Source organism: Streptomyces sp. NPDC002886 (assembly GCF_042888445.1).
Lineage (GTDB): Bacteria > Actinomycetota > Actinomycetes > Streptomycetales > Streptomycetaceae > Streptomyces.
This window is the reverse complement of record NZ_JBIAPV010000001.1, coordinates 800,474-816,877: the sequence shown is the minus strand read 5'-3', so window position 1 is coordinate 816,877 and position 16,404 is coordinate 800,474. Positions and strand designations below refer to the sequence as shown.

At 73.7% G+C, this 16,404-nt stretch carries 9 protein-coding genes and 1 tRNA gene; 1 reads left to right on the top strand and 9 read right to left on the bottom strand.

The window, feature by feature from the left end; all coding sequences use genetic code 11:
• The first annotated feature begins 117 nt into the window (after positions 1 to 117).
• A tRNA-Pro gene (locus ACFYYB_RS03625) sits at positions 118 to 191 on the top strand.
• A gap of 93 nt (positions 192 to 284) precedes the next feature.
• On the opposite strand, the gene ACFYYB_RS03620 is transcribed toward ACFYYB_RS03625, so the two are convergent.
• The 9 genes from ACFYYB_RS03620 to ACFYYB_RS03580 form a co-directional block, all read right to left on the bottom strand.
• The gene (locus ACFYYB_RS03620; protein WP_389433000.1) at positions 285 to 2,351 is read right to left on the bottom strand and encodes a phosphocholine-specific phospholipase C; all 2,067 of its coding nucleotides are present in this window, start codon (positions 2,349 to 2,351) and stop codon (positions 285 to 287) included.
• 343 nt (positions 2,352 to 2,694) lie between these two features.
• Entirely contained in the window at positions 2,695 to 4,008 is a 1,314-nt protein-coding gene (locus ACFYYB_RS03615; RefSeq protein WP_389432999.1) for an acetyl-CoA carboxylase biotin carboxylase subunit family protein, read from the bottom strand.
• Positions 4,001 to 5,338: an MFS transporter gene (locus ACFYYB_RS03610; protein WP_389432998.1), complete on the bottom strand. Its 1,338-nt coding sequence runs from the start codon at positions 5,336 to 5,338 to the stop codon at positions 4,001 to 4,003. Before ACFYYB_RS03610 ends, ACFYYB_RS03615 begins: the two co-directional genes overlap by 8 nt.
• On the bottom strand, positions 5,325 to 6,062 hold the full coding sequence (locus ACFYYB_RS03605) for a thioesterase II family protein (protein ID WP_389432997.1): 738 nt from the start codon (positions 6,060 to 6,062) through the stop codon (positions 5,325 to 5,327). Before ACFYYB_RS03605 ends, ACFYYB_RS03610 begins: the two co-directional genes overlap by 14 nt.
• Positions 6,062 to 9,142, bottom strand: a complete 3,081-nt coding sequence (locus tag ACFYYB_RS03600; protein WP_389432996.1) for a type I polyketide synthase — start codon at positions 9,140 to 9,142, stop codon at positions 6,062 to 6,064. Before ACFYYB_RS03600 ends, ACFYYB_RS03605 begins: the two co-directional genes overlap by 1 nt.
• A complete protein-coding gene (locus ACFYYB_RS03595) occupies positions 9,139 to 11,757 on the bottom strand; it encodes an amino acid adenylation domain-containing protein (protein ID WP_389432995.1) in 2,619 nt (872 codons plus the stop codon). The genes ACFYYB_RS03600 and ACFYYB_RS03595 overlap by 4 nt, the downstream gene beginning before the upstream one ends.
• 42 nt (positions 11,758 to 11,799) lie before the next feature.
• Positions 11,800 to 12,372, bottom strand: a complete 573-nt coding sequence (locus ACFYYB_RS03590; protein ID WP_389432994.1) for a hypothetical protein — start codon at positions 12,370 to 12,372, stop codon at positions 11,800 to 11,802.
• A 111-nt stretch (positions 12,373 to 12,483) separates the two neighbouring features.
• Positions 12,484 to 13,761, bottom strand: a complete 1,278-nt coding sequence (locus ACFYYB_RS03585; protein WP_389432993.1) for an MFS transporter — start codon at positions 13,759 to 13,761, stop codon at positions 12,484 to 12,486.
• Positions 13,758 to 16,367 carry an ATP-grasp domain-containing protein gene (locus tag ACFYYB_RS03580; protein WP_389432992.1) on the bottom strand — a complete coding sequence of 870 codons (2,610 nt, stop codon included), beginning with the start codon at positions 16,365 to 16,367 and terminating at the stop codon, positions 13,758 to 13,760. The genes ACFYYB_RS03585 and ACFYYB_RS03580 overlap by 4 nt, the downstream gene beginning before the upstream one ends.
• Positions 16,368 to 16,404 lie beyond the last annotated feature (37 nt).

Sequence of the window (16,404 nt, the reverse complement as noted above, 5' to 3'; positions counted from 1 at the left end):
CGTCCATCCTCGCCGCATCCCCCTCCCGCCGATAACCGGTGCATGGACACCCCTCGGTGTGGGGTAATGTTCTGCATGTGCCGCCGGGACGGGGGAAACCCCAGATCAGAAGCACATCGGGACGTGGCGCAGCTTGGTAGCGCACTTGACTGGGGGTCAAGGGGTCGCAGGTTCAAATCCTGTCGTCCCGACTTTTCGAAGTCGCAGTTCAGAGGCCGTATCGGAGAAATCCGATACGGCCTCTGGCCGTTTCACGGCTGATCGGGGCCCCGGGGCGGGTGCCGTCAGGAGGAGCGTTCCGTCAGGATCGCCGGGTCGGACAGGCCCGAGCGGCCGGTCTCCACCGTGCCGGCGAAGCGGCGCAGGAAGCCCGGGGTACCGGACGCGGTGACGGTCACGTCGTACCAGCGGCGGGTGTTCTTCAGGGAGACCGTGTGCCTGACGGTGGCGCCCTTGGGGACCTTGAGGCGCTTCGGGCCGCCGCCGTAGGCGTTGGTGAGCGTCAGGGTGACGGTGGTGGCGCCGGCGTTGGTCAGGACGAGGTCCAGGTTCCCGGTCGCGGCATGGTGGCGGGCGGTGACCTCGGGGCCGGGGGTGGTGCCGGGGTTGCGGAAGGCGCGCAGGAAGCCGTTCGGGCCGTGCACGGTCAGGTCGGTGGACCCGGCCGAGTAGGCGGTGTTCCAGGTGTCCGCGATCGACTTGCCGGCCTCGGTGGTGTAGGTCCAGGGCGCGTCGGTGCGGTTGCCGGAGGTGACGTAGAACTGCGCGCCCAGTTCCGGGCCGCCGCTGAACGCCAGCCGGAACTTGCCCTCGGAGACGAGTGCGGAGCCGTCCACGTACGGGGCGTACTTGAGCGCGCGGGTGCGGCGCGGGCCCTTCTCCTGGCGCGGCATGACCCCTTGGGCCGGCGGGGTGGCCCGGAAGTCGGGGTGGCGCTCGCGGTCCGGCGGGTACCAGCCGTCGGTGTCGGGCAGCGGGGCGGGGCCGGTGTCCTTGCGGGTGAAGTCGAAGGCGGAGGTGAGGTCGCCGCAGACGGCGCGGCGCCAGGGCGAGATGTTGGGCTCGTGGACGCCGAAGCGCCGCTCCATGAAGCGGATGACCGAGGTGTGGTCGAAGGTCTCGGAGCAGGCGTAGCCGCCGGTGCTCCAGGGGGAGACGACGAGCATCGGCACGCGTGGGCCCAGACCGTAGGGTCCGGCCACGTAACCGGCCTTGCCGGGGAACACGTCCAGGGCGGTGGGAGTGGTCGACAGGCCCTGGGCGGCACTGGCGGGGGCGTACGGCGGGACGACGTGGTCGAAGAAGCCGTCGTTCTCGTCGTAGGTGATGAAGAGGGCCGTCTTCGCCCACACGTCGGGGTCGGCGGTGAGCGCGTCCAGGACCTGGGAGATGTACCAGGCGCCGTAGTTGGAGGGCCAGTTGGAGTGCTCGCTGAAGGCTTCGGGAGCGGCTATCCAGGAGATCTGCGGGAGGGTGCCGCCCACGACGTCCGCGCGCAGCCTGTCGAAGTAGCCTTCGCCCGCGGCGGCGTTGGTGCCCGTACGGGCCTTCTCGTGGAGGGCGCTGCCGGGTTGGGCGCCCCGGTAGGTGTTGAAGTACAGCAGCGAGTTGTCGCCGTAGTTCCCGCGGTGGGCGTCGTCGATCCAGCCCCAGGAGCCGGCGGCGTCGAGGCCGTCGCCGATGTCCTGGTAGACCTTCCAGGAGACTCCGGCCGCCTCCAGGCGCTCCGGGTAGGTGGTCCAGCCGTACCCGGCTTCGGCGTTGTTGAGGACCGGGCCGCCGCCCTTGCCGTCGTTGCCGGTGTGGCCCGACCAGAGGTAGTAGCGGTTGGGGTCGGTGGAGCCGATGAACGAGCAGTGGTAGGCGTCGCAGATGGTGAACGCGTCCGCGAGGGCGTAGTGGAAGGGGATGTCCTGGCGGGTCAGGTGGGCCATCGTGGTGGCCGTCTTGGCGGGGACCCAGTTGTCGTACTTGCCCTTGTTGAAGGCGCTCTGGCCGCCCGCCCAGTCGTGGTTGAGGCCCTGGAGGAATTCCATGCCGAGGTCCTCGGACGGCGGCCGGAAGGGCAGCGTCTCCTTGGTGCCGTCGGACTGGTGCCAGACGGACTTGCCGCTGGGCAGGGTCACCGGGCGCGGGTCGCCGAAGCCGCGGACACCGCGCAGCGCACCGAAGTAGTGGTCGAAGGAACGGTTCTCTTGCATGAGCACGACGATGTGCTCGACGTCCGCGATGGAGCCGGTGGTCCCCTGTGCGGGGATCGCGGCGGCACGGGCGATGCTCTCGCCCAGCATCGTCAGGGCCGTGGTTCCGCCCGCGAGCTGCAGGAAACGCCGACGATCGAGTTGGTCCATGGCGCGAACGACCTCCGTGGTCGAGGGGTGGCTGAGTGCCCCAGCACAGCGGGTCCGGGGTTCCGGTGAGAGAGCCTGGCGTGACGGCGGCGCGTACACCAGGCGAACGGCGGCCGGGTTCGGCGCGCCGGTCGGCCGGTTTTGGACCCTCGCGAGAAGAGCCGTGGACCGCGCGGGCGCCGCTCGTGGCTCGGCCGCCCCGCCGACGCGGCGGCGGGCACGCTCGGAGCGGCGGCGGGACACGTCGCCGGGAGCCTGGCACGGACCCTGTTCCGAGGGCGGCGCGGCTCCGGCCCGCCGCGCACCCGGTGTCGGCGGGCGTGCGGCGGGCCGGAGCCGTACCTCAGACGAGGTCGCGGGGCGGCGGGGAGACGTGGAAGACGAACGACAGCGCGCCCACGGTGGAACGGGCCGCCTCCAGGGCCTCCTCCGCGGTGGGGGCCGTGCCGCGGGCGCGGGCGATGCGCGTGAACGAACCGGCGAGGCCCGTGAGTTCGGAACCCTCCGCGAGCAGGACCGTGACGGCCGGGTCGGTGCGCCCCGGGTCCGCCTCCGCGAGCCCCATGAACGTGCCCGTGACCTCCGGGGCGGTGTACCAGACGGCCTCGCAGCGCGGCTCCCGCGCGGACTCCAGGATCGCGCGGATGTCGGCCAGGACCTTGAGGCCGGAGGCCTGCCGCGCCTGGAAGTCGATCATGTCGACGCCCGTCGCGTCCTTGGCCAGGTTGAAGATCTCGTCACCGCCCACCCGCAGATGGGTCTCGATGATCCGCGGACCCTCGTCGGTCAGGACCACCTCGGTGTGCGTCGGTCCGAACTCGACGCCGAGGGCGTCCAGGACCCGTGTGACGTGTGCCTCGATCGCCTCCCGCGCCGCCGGGTCCAGCGGCGCCGGCAGGACGTGGCCCAGCTCGACCATGTCCCGCGGGTCGGAGTACTTGCGGGTGATGGCGACCACGACGTGCTCCGCGGCCTCGGAGAACGCCTCCACGCTGTACTGCGGCCCCGTGTGGTACTGCTCGGCGAGCACCCCCAGCCGCGCGATCCCGGGGAAGTCGCCGGTCGCCGTGCGGTACGCCGCCAGGGCCTCCTGCGGGGTGTGGACGAGGGTGACCCCGAAACTCGCGGTGCCCGCCGTGGGCTTGACGATGAACGGGTATCCGGCGCTCTCCCCGAAGGCGAGCAGGTCGGCCTCCCCGAAGGCGCGCCCGGCCCGGGTGTCCTCCACGCCCGCTTCCCGCAGCCGCTCCCGCATCTCGTGCTTGTCCTGCACCAGGCGTACGGTCTCGGGGCTGTGGGTGGCGACGCCCAGGGCCGCGCCGACGGCGGCGGCGCGATCCTGGTCCTGTTCCCAGAACGCGGTGATCCGGGTCACCGGCCGTATCGCGTGGACGGTCCGGGCCAGGGCCACCACCTCGTCGAGCGGGGCGTTCTGGCGGATCGCCAGGATCCGCCGGTACTGGCCGTGTTCGGTGATCCTGGCGAGGTGCTCGGGACGGCAGATCACCGACAGCTCGGCGTCCTCGTCCAGTGCGAGCAGCTTGCCGGCGAAGTCGAGGCTCGGCCCCACCGCGAAGATCAGGTAGTGGTCGCCGGGCGGCGCGGGCACCGGCGCGGGGGCGGAGGCAGGGGCGGGGGTGGACGCGAGGTCAGACATGGGAGGCGGCCTTCTCGGTGAGGGGAGCGGCGGACGGGGCCACGGGGACCGTGGCGAAGGGACGGGCGGCCGTGCAGAAGACCGCCGTGGCGACGAGGAACAGTGCCGCGACGGCCAGCCAGCCGACGGGGCCGGCGGGCAGGACGAAGGCGGTCATCAGGAACGGGCCCACGATGAGCTGAGCGCTCATTCCCATGCTGAACATGGACAGGTACTGCGGGCGGGACCGGGGCGGGGCCATCTCGTACGACAGTTCCCACGCCGCGACGGCGTGCAGGTTCTCGCCGACGGTGAGCGCGACCACGGCCAGGACGACGGCGGCCAGCGCGATCCCGATCCCGGTCCCGGACCCGGTGCCTTCCGCGGCGGCGAACAGCGCGCAGGACAGGACCAGCGGCACGCAGGCGAGCCGCAGGAGCCGCAGCGCCTTAGCCGCACCACGGGCGAACCGGGCCACGTACACCTGGAGCACCACCGTGAGCACGGTGTTGACGGCCAGCACGACGGAGCTCGCGCCCTGCGGCAGGCCGGCCCGTTCCGTCATCCACAGCGGTACGAGGATGAACAGGACCGAGTCGTTGAGCAGCAGCACGGCGTTGGCCAGCGCGGCGGCCAGGAACCGCCGGTCGCGGTACGGGGACTTCGGCCCCCCGGCTCCGGCCTCTCGTTCCGGTACGGGCGGCGGCGTCGGTGTCACCGGTCCGTCCGCCGGCCGCGGTGCGGTCGGGGCCGGGGTCGGGGCCGGGACACCCGCGCTCCGGCCGGCGCTGCGGATGAGCAGGGCCACTGCCACGAACGCCACGCCGTTGAAGACGAAGAGCGCGCAGAACGCGGCGCGCGAGTGCGCCGCCTGGACCACGGCGGCGAGCAGGAAGCCGGCCGTCATCCCGATGTTGCTGACCGCCCGGAGCGAGGCCATGGTCCTGGTCCGCTGGTCCTCGGGCTCCAGTTCGCCCACCACCACCTGGAGCAGCGGCATGGCCGCGCGGGTGGCCGCCGTGATCAAGCAGGTGACGGCGAAGTAGCCGGCGTAGCCGTCCACGAAGGCGTAGGCCGCGAAACCGGCGGCCCGCGCCAGGGTCAGCCCCACGTACACGGGCAGGGCGCCGCACCGCCCGGCCAGCGCCCCGAAGGGCGCCGGGCTGAGCAGCCCCAGCACGTTGGCCGCGGTGAGCGCACCGCCCACGGCCACGGCCGGGATGCCGACGAAGCCCACGAAGTAGAGGGTGGCGGCGGCCAGGAACATGCCGACGGCGATCGCGTCGACCGCCGCGCCGGCCGCGATGACGCGGCCGCTCCTCGAGGCCGGGAGCAGGTCAGCGAACACCATGCGGCAACCCCTGCGACAGGATCGCGAACGGAGGCCGCGCGATGAGGTAGAAGTGGTCGCCCGGCACGGTGTGGTGCCGGAACGGCCCCTGTGTCACGGCCTCCCAGGCCGCCGCGTCCGCCGTGCTCACCTGCGGGTCGCCGTCGCCCGCGACGGCCGTGACCGGACTGTCCAGCAGCGGTCCCGGGCGGTGCTCGTAGGCGTCGAACATCCTGAAGTCCCCGCACACGTAGGGCAGGACCAGCTCGCGGAAGTCCGGGTCCGCCAACAGCTCGGCGTCGGTGCCGCCCAGCGCGGTCAGTGCGTCCGCGATGTCCTCGTCGTCCATCTCCTGGGCACCGCGGCCCGGCTCGGGGCGGTGTGCCAGCTGCGGGGCGCGGGCCCCGGAGGCGTACAGGTGGGAGACCGGCCGGCCGGCGGCCTGGAGCAGGCGGGCCGTCTCGTACGCGACGACCGCGCCCATGCTGTGGCCGAGGAAGGCCACCGGCCGGTCCAGCAGCGGCAGTACCGCCTCGGCGATCTCCCCGGCCAGCTGGTGGAGGTCGGTGGGCAGCGGCTCGCCGAGCCGGGCCGCGCGGCCCGGGTAACAGACCGCGTGGACCTCGTACTCCGGCAGTTCCCGGGCCCACTCGTGGAAGAAGGAGGCGGAGCCGCCGGCGTGCGGGAAGCAGACGAGGCGGTGGGTGGCCAGGGGCCGGGGTTCGGGGCATTTCAGCCAGGTCATCAGCGTTCTCCCGCGGTGATCAGTGAGGTGACGAGGGCCGTCTGCTGGGCCAGCGTGGAGCCGGTCATCAGCGCGCGGACCGGGACGCGGACCCCGAGGTCGTCGCCGAGCCGCCGGGCCAGCCGGACGACCAGGAGCGAGTCCCCGCCCAGGTCGAAGAAGTCCGAGTCGGGCGACAGTCCGGGATGGCCGAGGAGCTCGGTCCACCGGGCCGCGACCGTCTCGGCGGGCAGCCGCGGGGCCGGCGCCGGCGCCGGGCCCTGTGCCGGTTCCCGTGCCGAACCCTGCGCACGGCCCTGAGGCTGGTCCCGCAGCGGTTCCCCTACGGGGCCCCGTGCCGAGCCGCGTCGCGCGGCCCGCGCCGCCGGGGCGAGCAGCCGCGGTCCCGCGAAGACGTACCCCGGAAGGTGGGCCGGACGGCCGGGACCGGCCAGCGCCACCGCGTCGAGGGGCAGTCCGGCGGCCCACAGGCCGGCCAGCGCCGCCTGCGTCTCCCGCGCGCCGCACTCCGTACGGCCGGGGGCCAGGGCCACGGCGGTCAGCCCCGCGGCCTCCGCCATCGCGCAGAGCGCCCTGCCGGGGCCGACCTCGACGGCCACCGTGTCCGGGTGGGCCCTCGCGATCGCCGCCAGTCCGTCGGCGAACCGGACGGCGCTGCGCGCCTGCTCGGCGAACGAACCGGACTCCACCACCCCACCGGCCGGCACCAGGCGACCGGAGACGTTCGACAGGTACGCCGTCCGCGGGCGCCCCAGCGGCAGCCCGGCCACGGCCTGCCCGAGCTCCCGGACGGCCGGGTCGATCATCGAGGTGTGGAAGGCGTGACTGGTGTGCAGCCGGCGCACGCTCACGGCGTCGCCGGTCCACGCGACGAAGGCGTCCACGGCGTCCGCGGGGCCGGCCAGGACCGTGCTCTCGGACGTATTGACGGCGGCGAGCTCCAGGTGGAGCCCGAGCCCGTTCTCCGCGGCGAACCGGTCCAGAAGCCCCACGGCCTCCGCCTCGCCGGCGGCCAGCGAGACCATCGCGCCGGACGGGCAGGCCTGCATGGCCCTCCCGCGCAGGGTCACCAGCGCGGTGGCGTCGGCGAGCGTCAGGACGCCCGACAGGGCGGCCGCGGTCAGCTCACCGAGGCTGTGCCCGGCGAGGGCCACCGGGGCCGGGCCGAGGCCGGTCAGCGCGGTCGCCGCCGCGTACTCGACGCAGAACAGCGCCGGCTGGGCCAGCTCGGTCCGGGCCAGTTCCGCCGGGGGGAACTCCGGGTCGAACAGGGCCTCGCGCAGCCGCGCGGCGAGAGCCGGCTCGAAATGGCCGAGGCAGCCGTCCAGGGCGGAGGCGAACCCGGGCAGCGCGTCCCGGAAGGGTGCGGCCATGCCGGGGCGCTGGCTGCCCTGACCGGGCAGCAGGAGGACCAGGGGAGGCGGGGTGGCGGCGGCCCGGACGGTACGGCCGGCCACCGTGCGCAGCTCGGCGGCCAGTTCCTCACGGGTGCGGCCGGTGACGGCGGCCCGGTACGGCAGCCGGGCCCGGCCGGCGGCCAGCGTGTGGGCGACGTCGTCGAGCGGAGTCGACGCGAGGGCGGGCAGCCGGTCGGCGAGGCGCCGCGCCGCCAGGTCCAGTCCCTCGGGAGTGGCGGCCGAGAGCACCAGCACCCGGGAGGCGCCGCCGACGTCGCCGTGGTCGCCGTCGGCTGTGGACGGGGCCGGCCCGGAGGTCCGCACCGGAGGTTCTTCGACGAGGACGTGGGCGTTGGTGCCGCCGATGCCGAAGGAGCTGACGCCCGCCCTGCGTGGACCGGAACCGGTCCAGTCGAGCCGCCGGGTGGGCACGTACAGCGGCGAACCGTCCGTCTCCAGCAACGGGTTGAGGCTGCGGAAGCCGGCCACCGGAGGAATCTGGCCCTCCCGGACCACCATCAGCGTCTTGATGAGCGAGACCAGTCCGGAGGCGGCGTCGAGGTGCCCGATGTTGGCCTTGACCGCACCCACGGCGATCTGACCCGGCGCGGCGCCCAGTCCGCGCAGGACCCCGGAGGCGGCCGACCACTCGATGGGGTCGCCGACCCGGGTGCCGGTGGCGTGGGCCTCGAGGTAGCCGAGGGTGTCGGCGCCGATGTCCGCCGCCGCGAGGGCGGACCGGATGACGGCCTCCTGCCCGGCGGCGGAGGGCGCCTGGTACCCGGCCTTCGCGGAACCGTCGTTGTTGACGGCGGTCGCGATGATCACCCCGTACGGGTCGTCCCCGTCGTCCAGCGCGTTCTCGGCGGGGCGCAGCACCACGGCCACCACCCCGGAACCCGCCAGCGCGCCGTCGGCCGACGCGTCGAAGGGGCGGCACTCGCCGGACGCGGACAGGATGCCGCCGGGCAGGTGCACGTGGCCGGTCTGCGGGAAGTCGACCGCGGCCGCGACGACCACCGCCTGCTCGCACTCGCCGTTCAGGAGGGCCTGTACGGCGAGGTGCACGGCCACCAGGGAAGAGGAACAGGCGGTGAGCACGCTCATCGCCGGGCCGGTGAGCCCGAGCCGGTAGGCGATCCGGGTGGCCATGTAGTCCGGCTCGTTGGCGCGCAGCGCCTCCTCGACACCCACCGCGTCCAGGGTTCCGGAGGTCAGCATGGCCCGCAGGTACGCGCTGCTGCTCGCGCTCGCGTACACGCCGGTGACCCGGGTCTCGGTCAGCGGGTCGCAGCCCGCGTCCTCCAGGGCCGACCAGGCGGCCTCCAGCATCAACCGGTGCTGGGGGTCCATGAGTTCGGCCTCCCGGGGACTGATGCCGAACAGTTCGTGGTCGAACCTGTCGGCGTCCTCCAGCAGGCCCCGTACGGGCACGTAGTCGGGGTCGTCCAGGACGGCGTCCGGTTCGCCGTCGGCCCGCAGCCGCTCGCGGGAGAGCCGGGAGGTGAGGATCTCGGCCCGCAGCAGCGCCTGCCACCACGAGTCGATGTCGGGGGCGCCGGGGAAGCGGCCGGCCATGCCGGTGACCGCGATGTCCAGCGACGGGTCCCGGTCCGTACCGGGCTGCGACTGCGACTGCGACTGCGACTGCGTCGGTGTCGGGTGCGGTGCGTTCGCGTTCATCGGGTGGCTCCCTGGAGGGCACGGCGCTGGCGGGCGCGGGCGGCGCGCTCGCGGCGGGCCCGTTCGGCGCGGCCGTCGACCTGGGACGCGGGCGCCGAGCCGGTCGGGGCGCCCGCCCGTACGAGGTCGGCCTGCGCGTCGACGGTCGGGCAGCGGAAGAGCTCGACGACCGAAGGACGTACGCCGGTATGGCGGCCCAGGGCGTCCTGGAGCCGGATGATGAGCAGGGAATGACCGCCCAGGTCGAAGAAGTTGACCCCCGTCGGCACCGTCGCGATCTCCAGGACCTCGGCCCACGCGGCCGAGACCTGCGCGATGGTGTCCCCGCCCGCGGCGGCGCCCTCGAGCGCGCCCTCGGCGGAGGCCGGCGGCTGCTCCGCCGAGGGCTCCGCCCCGGGCTCCGGCGCCGCGGCCAGGGCGGCCAGGGCCGTCCGGTCCGCCTTGCCGTTGACCGTGACCGGGAAGGCGTCCAGCGCCCGCAGCCGGGCCGGTACGGCAACCGCCGGCAGCAGCAGCGCCAGCCGCTCCCGAAGGGAGGACAGGGATCCGGGATCGTCGGTGACGACGAACCCGGTCAGCCGGGTACCGTCCGCGTCCGGTACGGCGACGGCCTCGCGGACACCGGGGCAGGCGAGCAGGGCGGCCTCGACCGCACCCAGCTCGACGCGGTGGCCGCGGATCTTGACCTGGTTGTCCTTGCGTCCGAGGAACTCCAAGGTGCCCGTCCGGCTCCAGCGCACCAGGTCGCCGGTGCGGTACATCCGCCCGCCGCCGCCCGCGAAGGGGTCCGCGACGAAGGCCGCGTCCGTGGCTTCCGGCCGGCCGAAGTAGCCGCCGGACACACCGGCGCCGCCGATGTGGAGCTCGCCCGTGATGCCGGGCGGCACCAGCCGCCCCTCCCGGTCGAGCACGTACAGCCGGGCACCCGGCACCGGACCGCCGATGTCGACGGGCCCGGCCTCCGTGAAGCGCCGGTAACTCGCCCAGACGGTCGCCTCGGTGGGCCCGTACTCGTTCACGAGCGCGGTACCGGCCAGCAGCGCCGCATGGCGGCGCAGCAGCGCCTCGGGAAGGGCCTCGCCGGCCGTGATCACCGTGGTCAGTCCGACCGGGGGACGGCCCAGCCGCTCGGCGGCCGCGAGGATCGCGTCGTACAGCGACGGCACGCACAGCAGGTGCGTCACCGCGTGCCGCTCGATCAGGGCGAGCAGCGCCTCGGGATCGCGGTACTCGCCGGGCCCGGCGACGACGAGCCGGCCGCCGGCGGTCAGGGTGCCCCACACGCCGGCGACGGAGGAGTCGAAGGCCAGCGGGGAGAGCAGCAGGAAGACCGGCTCGCCCGGATAGACCTCGCGGCGCGCCAGGGTGGAGGCGGCCAGCTGGGCGTGTGCCACGACCACGCCCTTGGGGGCACCGGTGCTTCCGGAGGTGTAGATGAGGTACGCGGCGTCCCCGGGGCCGGGCTCCACCGGGGCGAGCACCTCGCCCTCCTCGCGGACGGCGCGGTCGTCGGCGGTCACGACCGGCAGGCCGAGCCCGCTCACGCGCCGGCCGAGGTCGCCGGTCACCAGGACCGCCGCCACCCGGGCGTCCGCGAGCACCGAGGCGATCCGCGCGTCGGGGTTGGCCGGGTCGACCGGGACGTACGCCGCTCCGGTGCGGACGGCGCCGAGCACCGCCGCGACCATCGCGGCGGACCGGTCGGCCAGGACGCCGACCCGGTCACCCGGGCCGATGCCGGCCGCGGCCAGGCGGGCCGCGATCCGGCCCGCCCAAGCGTCCAGAGCGGCCCGGTCGACCTGCTCCTCGCCGCAGACCAGGGCGGGCCGGCCGGGCGCGGTACGGGCCAGCTCCGAGACCCGCAGGTGCACCGCCGCGTACTCCTCGACGGGCAGTTCGGCGCCCTGTCCGAGGGCGAGCAGCTCCTCGTGTTCGGACGCGTCCAGCAGCTCCAGCGCGCCGACGGCCGGGACCTGACCGGTGGGGGCGGTCAGCCCGCGCAGGACGGTGCGCAGCTGGCCGAGCAGCCGCAGGACGCCGGAGGCCGTGTAGCGGTCCTCGTTGTAGCGGGCGACGAGTTCGGCCGCACCGGCGGCCGGGTCGCAGTCCCACAGACCGATGCCGATCTCCCGGGCCCCGGCGAGCACGGTCGGCGCCGCGCCGTGCCGGAACTCGACGAGGTGGTCGGGCAGCGTGGCGGCCGACTGGTCGGACCACAGCGAGATCGACCGTTCCAGTGCCCGGTCGGTGTCGGCGAGGAGCTCCGAGGGGGCGGCGTCGTCCCGTACCGCGAGGACGACGGGGACCCGCAGCGCTCCGGCCACCGCCCGCCGCGTGCCCGTGCGCCGGGTCAGGGTGACGGCGAGCGCGGCGAGACCCACGGTCAGCGGGGTCACCGCGTGTTCCCGGGCCGAGCGTCCGATCGCCGCCCGCAGGGCGGTGTCCAGGGGCAGCCGTACCACCGCGGACCGTCCGCCGGGGACTGGTCGGGCCCCGCCGATGCCCAACGGGCGTTCGGTCGTGGCGGCGCGGACCTCATCGGCCCACAGCCTGGACTCCTCGGTGCCGGCGTGGTCCGTGGAGGGACCGGCCGGAGCGGCGGACGGCGTTGACATGGATACTCCTTCGGTGACGATCGGGACGCGGGGCAGCGGGGGTCAGTCGGCCAGCGTCATCGTGAGGTGGATGCGGTCGGTGCCACCGGCGTTGTAAGCGGAGTGGTGGCGCAGGGTGTTGAGGATGTGGACCCGGCCGTCGGTGGGCACGTGGTAGGTGTGGCCGCTGCGGAACAGCAGACGGCTGTCCTCGTTGGTGGTCAGCGACACGTGCGCCACCCGGGAGTGGTCCGTGTGCATGTGGTAGATCTCGCCCGGGTGCAGGGTGACCAGGCGCATCCGGCCCGGACGGAACGGCAGCGCCTTGTACAGCTCGTAGAAGTACGTGTCCTTGAGCTCCTCGTTGAAGAACGCGAACTCGCTCTCCTCGAAGTTCTTGAGACCGGTCTTCTGGTCGAACTGGCCGTTGCCGGCGTCGCGCCAGGCGTCCTCGGCGCCGGCACGGTGGGTCAGGCCCAGGCGGCGGAAGCGGTCCTCCTCCTTGCCGGACGGAGCCTGCGGGACGCGCTCGATGAACTGCTGGTACGCCTTGAGCAGTTCCTCGTGGTCCAGGGAGAGGCCCGGGACGATCTCGACGAGCTCGGGGTCGATCATGCTGAGCGTGGGCGTGGCCATGGTGGTCTCCGTTTTCGGGTGTGCCTCGGACCGGGCGGGCGCCCGGAGGGCATGCTGAAGGGAAGGAAGGCGAGTGAAGGGGGCAAGCGGGCGGGCGGGGTCGCGCGGGACTCAGGCGACCGGGCCCTCGTAGGTCCGGGGCCGCGGTGCGGTCCGCACGGCCCAGGCGATGAGCGGGCGGCTCGCGAAGCCGACGGCGAGGAACACGGCGGCCAGCAGGAACCAGCCCGGCCGGCCGAGGCCCAGGGCCAGCGTGCCGAGCACGGCGGGCGCGAGCGCCTCCGCGACGCCGCCGCCGAGGCCGAAGACTCCGGAGTACTGTCCCTGCGCGTGCGGGGCGGCCAGGCCGAAGGAGTACTCCATGGCGGCCGCCGCGTGCCACAGCTCGCCGAGGGTGTAGACGGCGGTGGCGGCCAGGAGGAGCGCGGCTCCGGCCCAAGTGGACAGGGAGCCGGCGGCCATCATCAGGAGGAGCCCGACGGCGACGGCTCCGCCCGCCCAGCGCATCCGGGATCCGGCGGCCGCCGGGTCCCCGACGTTCTTGCTGACCGCGACCTGCAGGGTGATGACCAGGACCGTGTTGAGGACGAGGACCCCGGAGACCATCCAGCGCGGCGACTGGGTGTGCTCGACGATCCACAGCGGCAGCAGGAAGGTCGGCACCGCGAAGTGCAGGGACATCAGGCAGTTGAGGACGGTGGCCGCCAGGTAGGGGCGGTCCCGCAGCGCCTCCCAGCGACTGCTGAGCGGCGGAGCCTCGACCGGTACGAGCCGGGGCAGCCACAGCAGGGCGAGCGCGCAGCCGATGAAGGCCAGGGCCCGGCCGCCGACCAGGCTCAGATAGGCCGGTGCCGTGTCGAGCTGGATGGCCACGCCGGCGACGAGCGCCCCGAGGGAGATGCCCAGGTTGGTCCCGGCCCGCAGGTAGGCGCGGAACCGGGCCGGGTCCTCGCCGCCGAAGCCCCGTACCAGGGGGGCCCGGCTGGACTTGTCGGCGGCGAACACCACCCCCGTGAGGACCGAGATGAGGACGAACGACCAGAAGGCGTCGACCAGGAGGAAGCAGCCCATGAAGACCGCTCCGGACAGCATCACCGCGATCTGCGTCTCCCGGGCCCCCCTGCGGTCCGCGATCCGGCCGCCGAGGATGCCGGCGACGAGGCCGACCATGGCGCCGGCGAACAGGCCGAACGCCACCTGGGACATCGGCAGGTGCACGACGCGAGTGAAGTAGAGGGCGCTGGAGGACATGAACATCCCGCTGCCGAAGGCGTTGACGAACGTCGCTCCGGCCAGGGTCCGCTGTGGACCGCGTGCGGGGACGAGCCGGGCGAGCGGTCCCCGGGGGCCGGCCGCGCCGCCGGAGGAGCCGCGCGCGGGCGTGGTCACTGCCACAGCGGGTCCCGGAAGTCGGCCTCGGGACGGTTCGCCCGGCCCCAGGCGCGGATCTCGCGGCCGGTGACGCCCTGCGGGGCGACGACCAGGCGCGCGTCGAACCAGTCGCGGACCTCGGTGAAGCGCTTCTCCAGCTGCTCCTCGGTGTCCGCCGACACCAGGACCTGACCCACCCGGTGGTTGGTGTTGTCGATGTCGCCGAGGAAGCGCTCGCCGGCCGGGAACTCGATCCGGGCGAACTCCACACCGGGCAGCTCGCGCAGTTCGGCGGGGGAGGGGCAGTGGAACATGATGCCGGCCCGGCCCTTGAGGTAGGTGGTGCCGAAGATCCCGGGGCGGTGCTCCACCTCGGCGCGAGGCCGCGAGCCGAGTGCGCTCTGCAGCGAGGCGTCGCCCAGGTGGATGCCGAATTTGGCCTGGATCTGTTCGTGGATGAGGGCTCCGCCCCGGCGGGCCGCGCACTCGCTGAAGGTCAGCAGGCCGGTGTCCGGGTCGTGGAAGAGCTCCATGTGGAAGACGCCGTCGCGCAGTCCGAGCGCCTCGAGTGCCCGGCGTACGACCGGCTCCGACCGGTCGTAGGCCCAGCCCTCCTCCTTCGGGTCGAAGTGCCGCATCCACAGGGGGGTCTGCTCGTCGATCATGGTGAGGCAGGGGGCGCCGTAGCGTCCCACGGCGAGGAAGAGCAGTTCACCGTCGTGCAGGAAGCCGTCCGCGATCCACTCCTCGCCGCCGACGTACTCCTCCAGGACGAAGGTGCGCTGGGCGGTGCGGTCGGCGCGGTACTTGCGGCTGAGGGTGCTCAGGGCCTGCCGGCTCTCCACGACCGCGGTGCGCGCGGTCGCCGCGCCCGCGACGGGCTTCAGCACGGCCTTGTCGTAGATCCACTCGACGCCCGACACGTCGTGCACGTCGTCGATGACGGTGACCCGCGCGGCCGGTATGCCGGCCGCGGCCACCCGGCGCTTCTGGAGCGACTTGTCGCGGAAGTGGACGGCGGTGACCGGGTCGAGGGCGCGGCAGCCGAGCTGCGCGGCGAGGACTCCGGCGGTGACCAGCGCCCATTCGTCGGAGGTGTGGACGGCGTCGAAGCGGTGCTCGGCCAGTCCGGCCCGGTGCAGGGCCATCAGGACGGCCTCCGGGCTCTTGTGGTCGTCGACGAGGAGGGTGGTCATCCCGTCGGGCACTTCGGCCAGGCCGTGGTCGTATCCGGCGGCCCCCTGGACGACGACCGCGTCGACGCCGGCGCGTACGCACGCCTGCAGGACGTACTTGTCGGTGCCCAGGAGCAGGATGCTCCGGCGCGGTCGGTCCCCGGTTGCTCCGGCCACCCGGTACACCTGGTCCTTCAGGGTCTGGATGGTGTCCCGGTCGGTGCGGATCCGCTCCATGTCGTCGGCCGTCATGAAGATGCGCAGCGGGCTGGTCAGCAGGTCGGCGGTGGGGGTCAGGCGCTTGCCCGGACCGAGTTTGACGCCCACGAGATGGACGCCCGGCAGGGCCGCGATCCGGTCCACCGCCTCCTGGTCCACCGATTCGACCAGTCCGCCGAAGGTGGTGCGGGTGCTGTGGACGGCGGCCGCCGTGCGGGGAGAGTAGACCCGGCCGGCGTACCGGCGGGCGAACTCCTCGGGCCGGGCGTAGGCCAGGGCCGTCAGGTCGGCCTGGTTGGCCCCCAGGCACACGTCGTGGAAGCCGGGGTTCATGTTGCCGTTGAGGCGGGCCCCGATCTCGACGAGGGCCGGACCCTGCGGGGTCATGATGACCTCGGCGTGGGCAGGGCCGTGCTGGATGCCGAGGGCTTCCAGCACCGTGTCGACGTAGGCGATCAGCGCGGGAACCGGTGCGGCGTCCGGGGCGAGCAGGACGTCGAGGTCGTAGATGTTCTTGCCGTTCGGCAGGATCTCCTTCTCGTACTCCCACACCCCGCACACGTACCGCTCGCCCGCCACGCTGACGGTGTCCACGATGTACTCGGTGCCCTCCAGGAAGGACTGCACCAGGGCTTCGGTGTTCCTGCGCTCGAAGATGTCGGTGGAGCCGAGCACCGCGCGGGCGGCCGTCAGGACCTCGGCGGCGTCGTGGCACCGGTAGACGTGGTCGGTGGAGGCCGAGCTGAGCGGCTTGACGATCACGGGGTACCCGGCCGAACGCTCGGCCCAGTCGGCGACGGCCTGCGGATCGCCGCTCTTGAACTGGTCGGCGCACCTCACCCCGGCGCGGCGCAGGGCCTCGATCATCTCGTACTTGTCGCGGCGGGCCGCGGAGAGCGCAGTCCCGTTGGTGGCCAGGCCCAGGGCCTCGCTGAGCGCGTCGGCGAGGGGCACGCCGGGCTCCTGGCCCGCCAGGACGGCCACCGGGCCGAGCTCCGCGAGCGCCGAGACCGTTGCTTCGAAGGCGGCCTCGTCGGGGCAGTGGAACTGGTCCCGGTAGGCGTCCGGATCCGGCGGGAGCATCGTCGCCATCGGCTCCGCGGAGCTGTACACGTGCACCACGTCGAGGCCGAGACGGGCGAAGGCCGGGGGGAGGAACGTGCCGGTCGAATACCCGTCCACGATTACGGCGGTCTTGACCGGGCGGGCCGGGGGCGAGTCGGAAGCCATCGGGTCGATCACTCTCTGTGTGGGGGTGGAGAAGGAG

What these genes read in the sequence shown, in the direction of transcription:
- ACFYYB_RS03620 (WP_389433000.1), bottom strand. Translation starts at nt 2,351, where the DNA reads ATGGACCAACTCGATCGTCGGCGTTTCCTGCAGCTCGCGGGCGGAACC.
- ACFYYB_RS03615 (WP_389432999.1), bottom strand. Translation starts at nt 4,008, where the DNA reads ATGTCTGACCTCGCGTCCACCCCCGCCCCTGCCTCCGCCCCCGCGCCG.
- ACFYYB_RS03610 (WP_389432998.1), bottom strand. Translation starts at nt 5,338, where the DNA reads ATGGTGTTCGCTGACCTGCTCCCGGCCTCGAGGAGCGGCCGCGTCATC.
- ACFYYB_RS03605 (WP_389432997.1), bottom strand. Translation starts at nt 6,062, where the DNA reads ATGACCTGGCTGAAATGCCCCGAACCCCGGCCCCTGGCCACCCACCGC.
- ACFYYB_RS03600 (WP_389432996.1), bottom strand. Translation starts at nt 9,142, where the DNA reads ATGAACGCGAACGCACCGCACCCGACACCGACGCAGTCGCAGTCGCAG.
- ACFYYB_RS03595 (WP_389432995.1), bottom strand. Translation starts at nt 11,757, where the DNA reads ATGTCAACGCCGTCCGCCGCTCCGGCCGGTCCCTCCACGGACCACGCC.
- ACFYYB_RS03590 (WP_389432994.1), bottom strand. Translation starts at nt 12,372, where the DNA reads ATGGCCACGCCCACGCTCAGCATGATCGACCCCGAGCTCGTCGAGATC.
- ACFYYB_RS03580 (WP_389432992.1), bottom strand. Translation starts at nt 16,367, where the DNA reads ATGGCTTCCGACTCGCCCCCGGCCCGCCCGGTCAAGACCGCCGTAATC.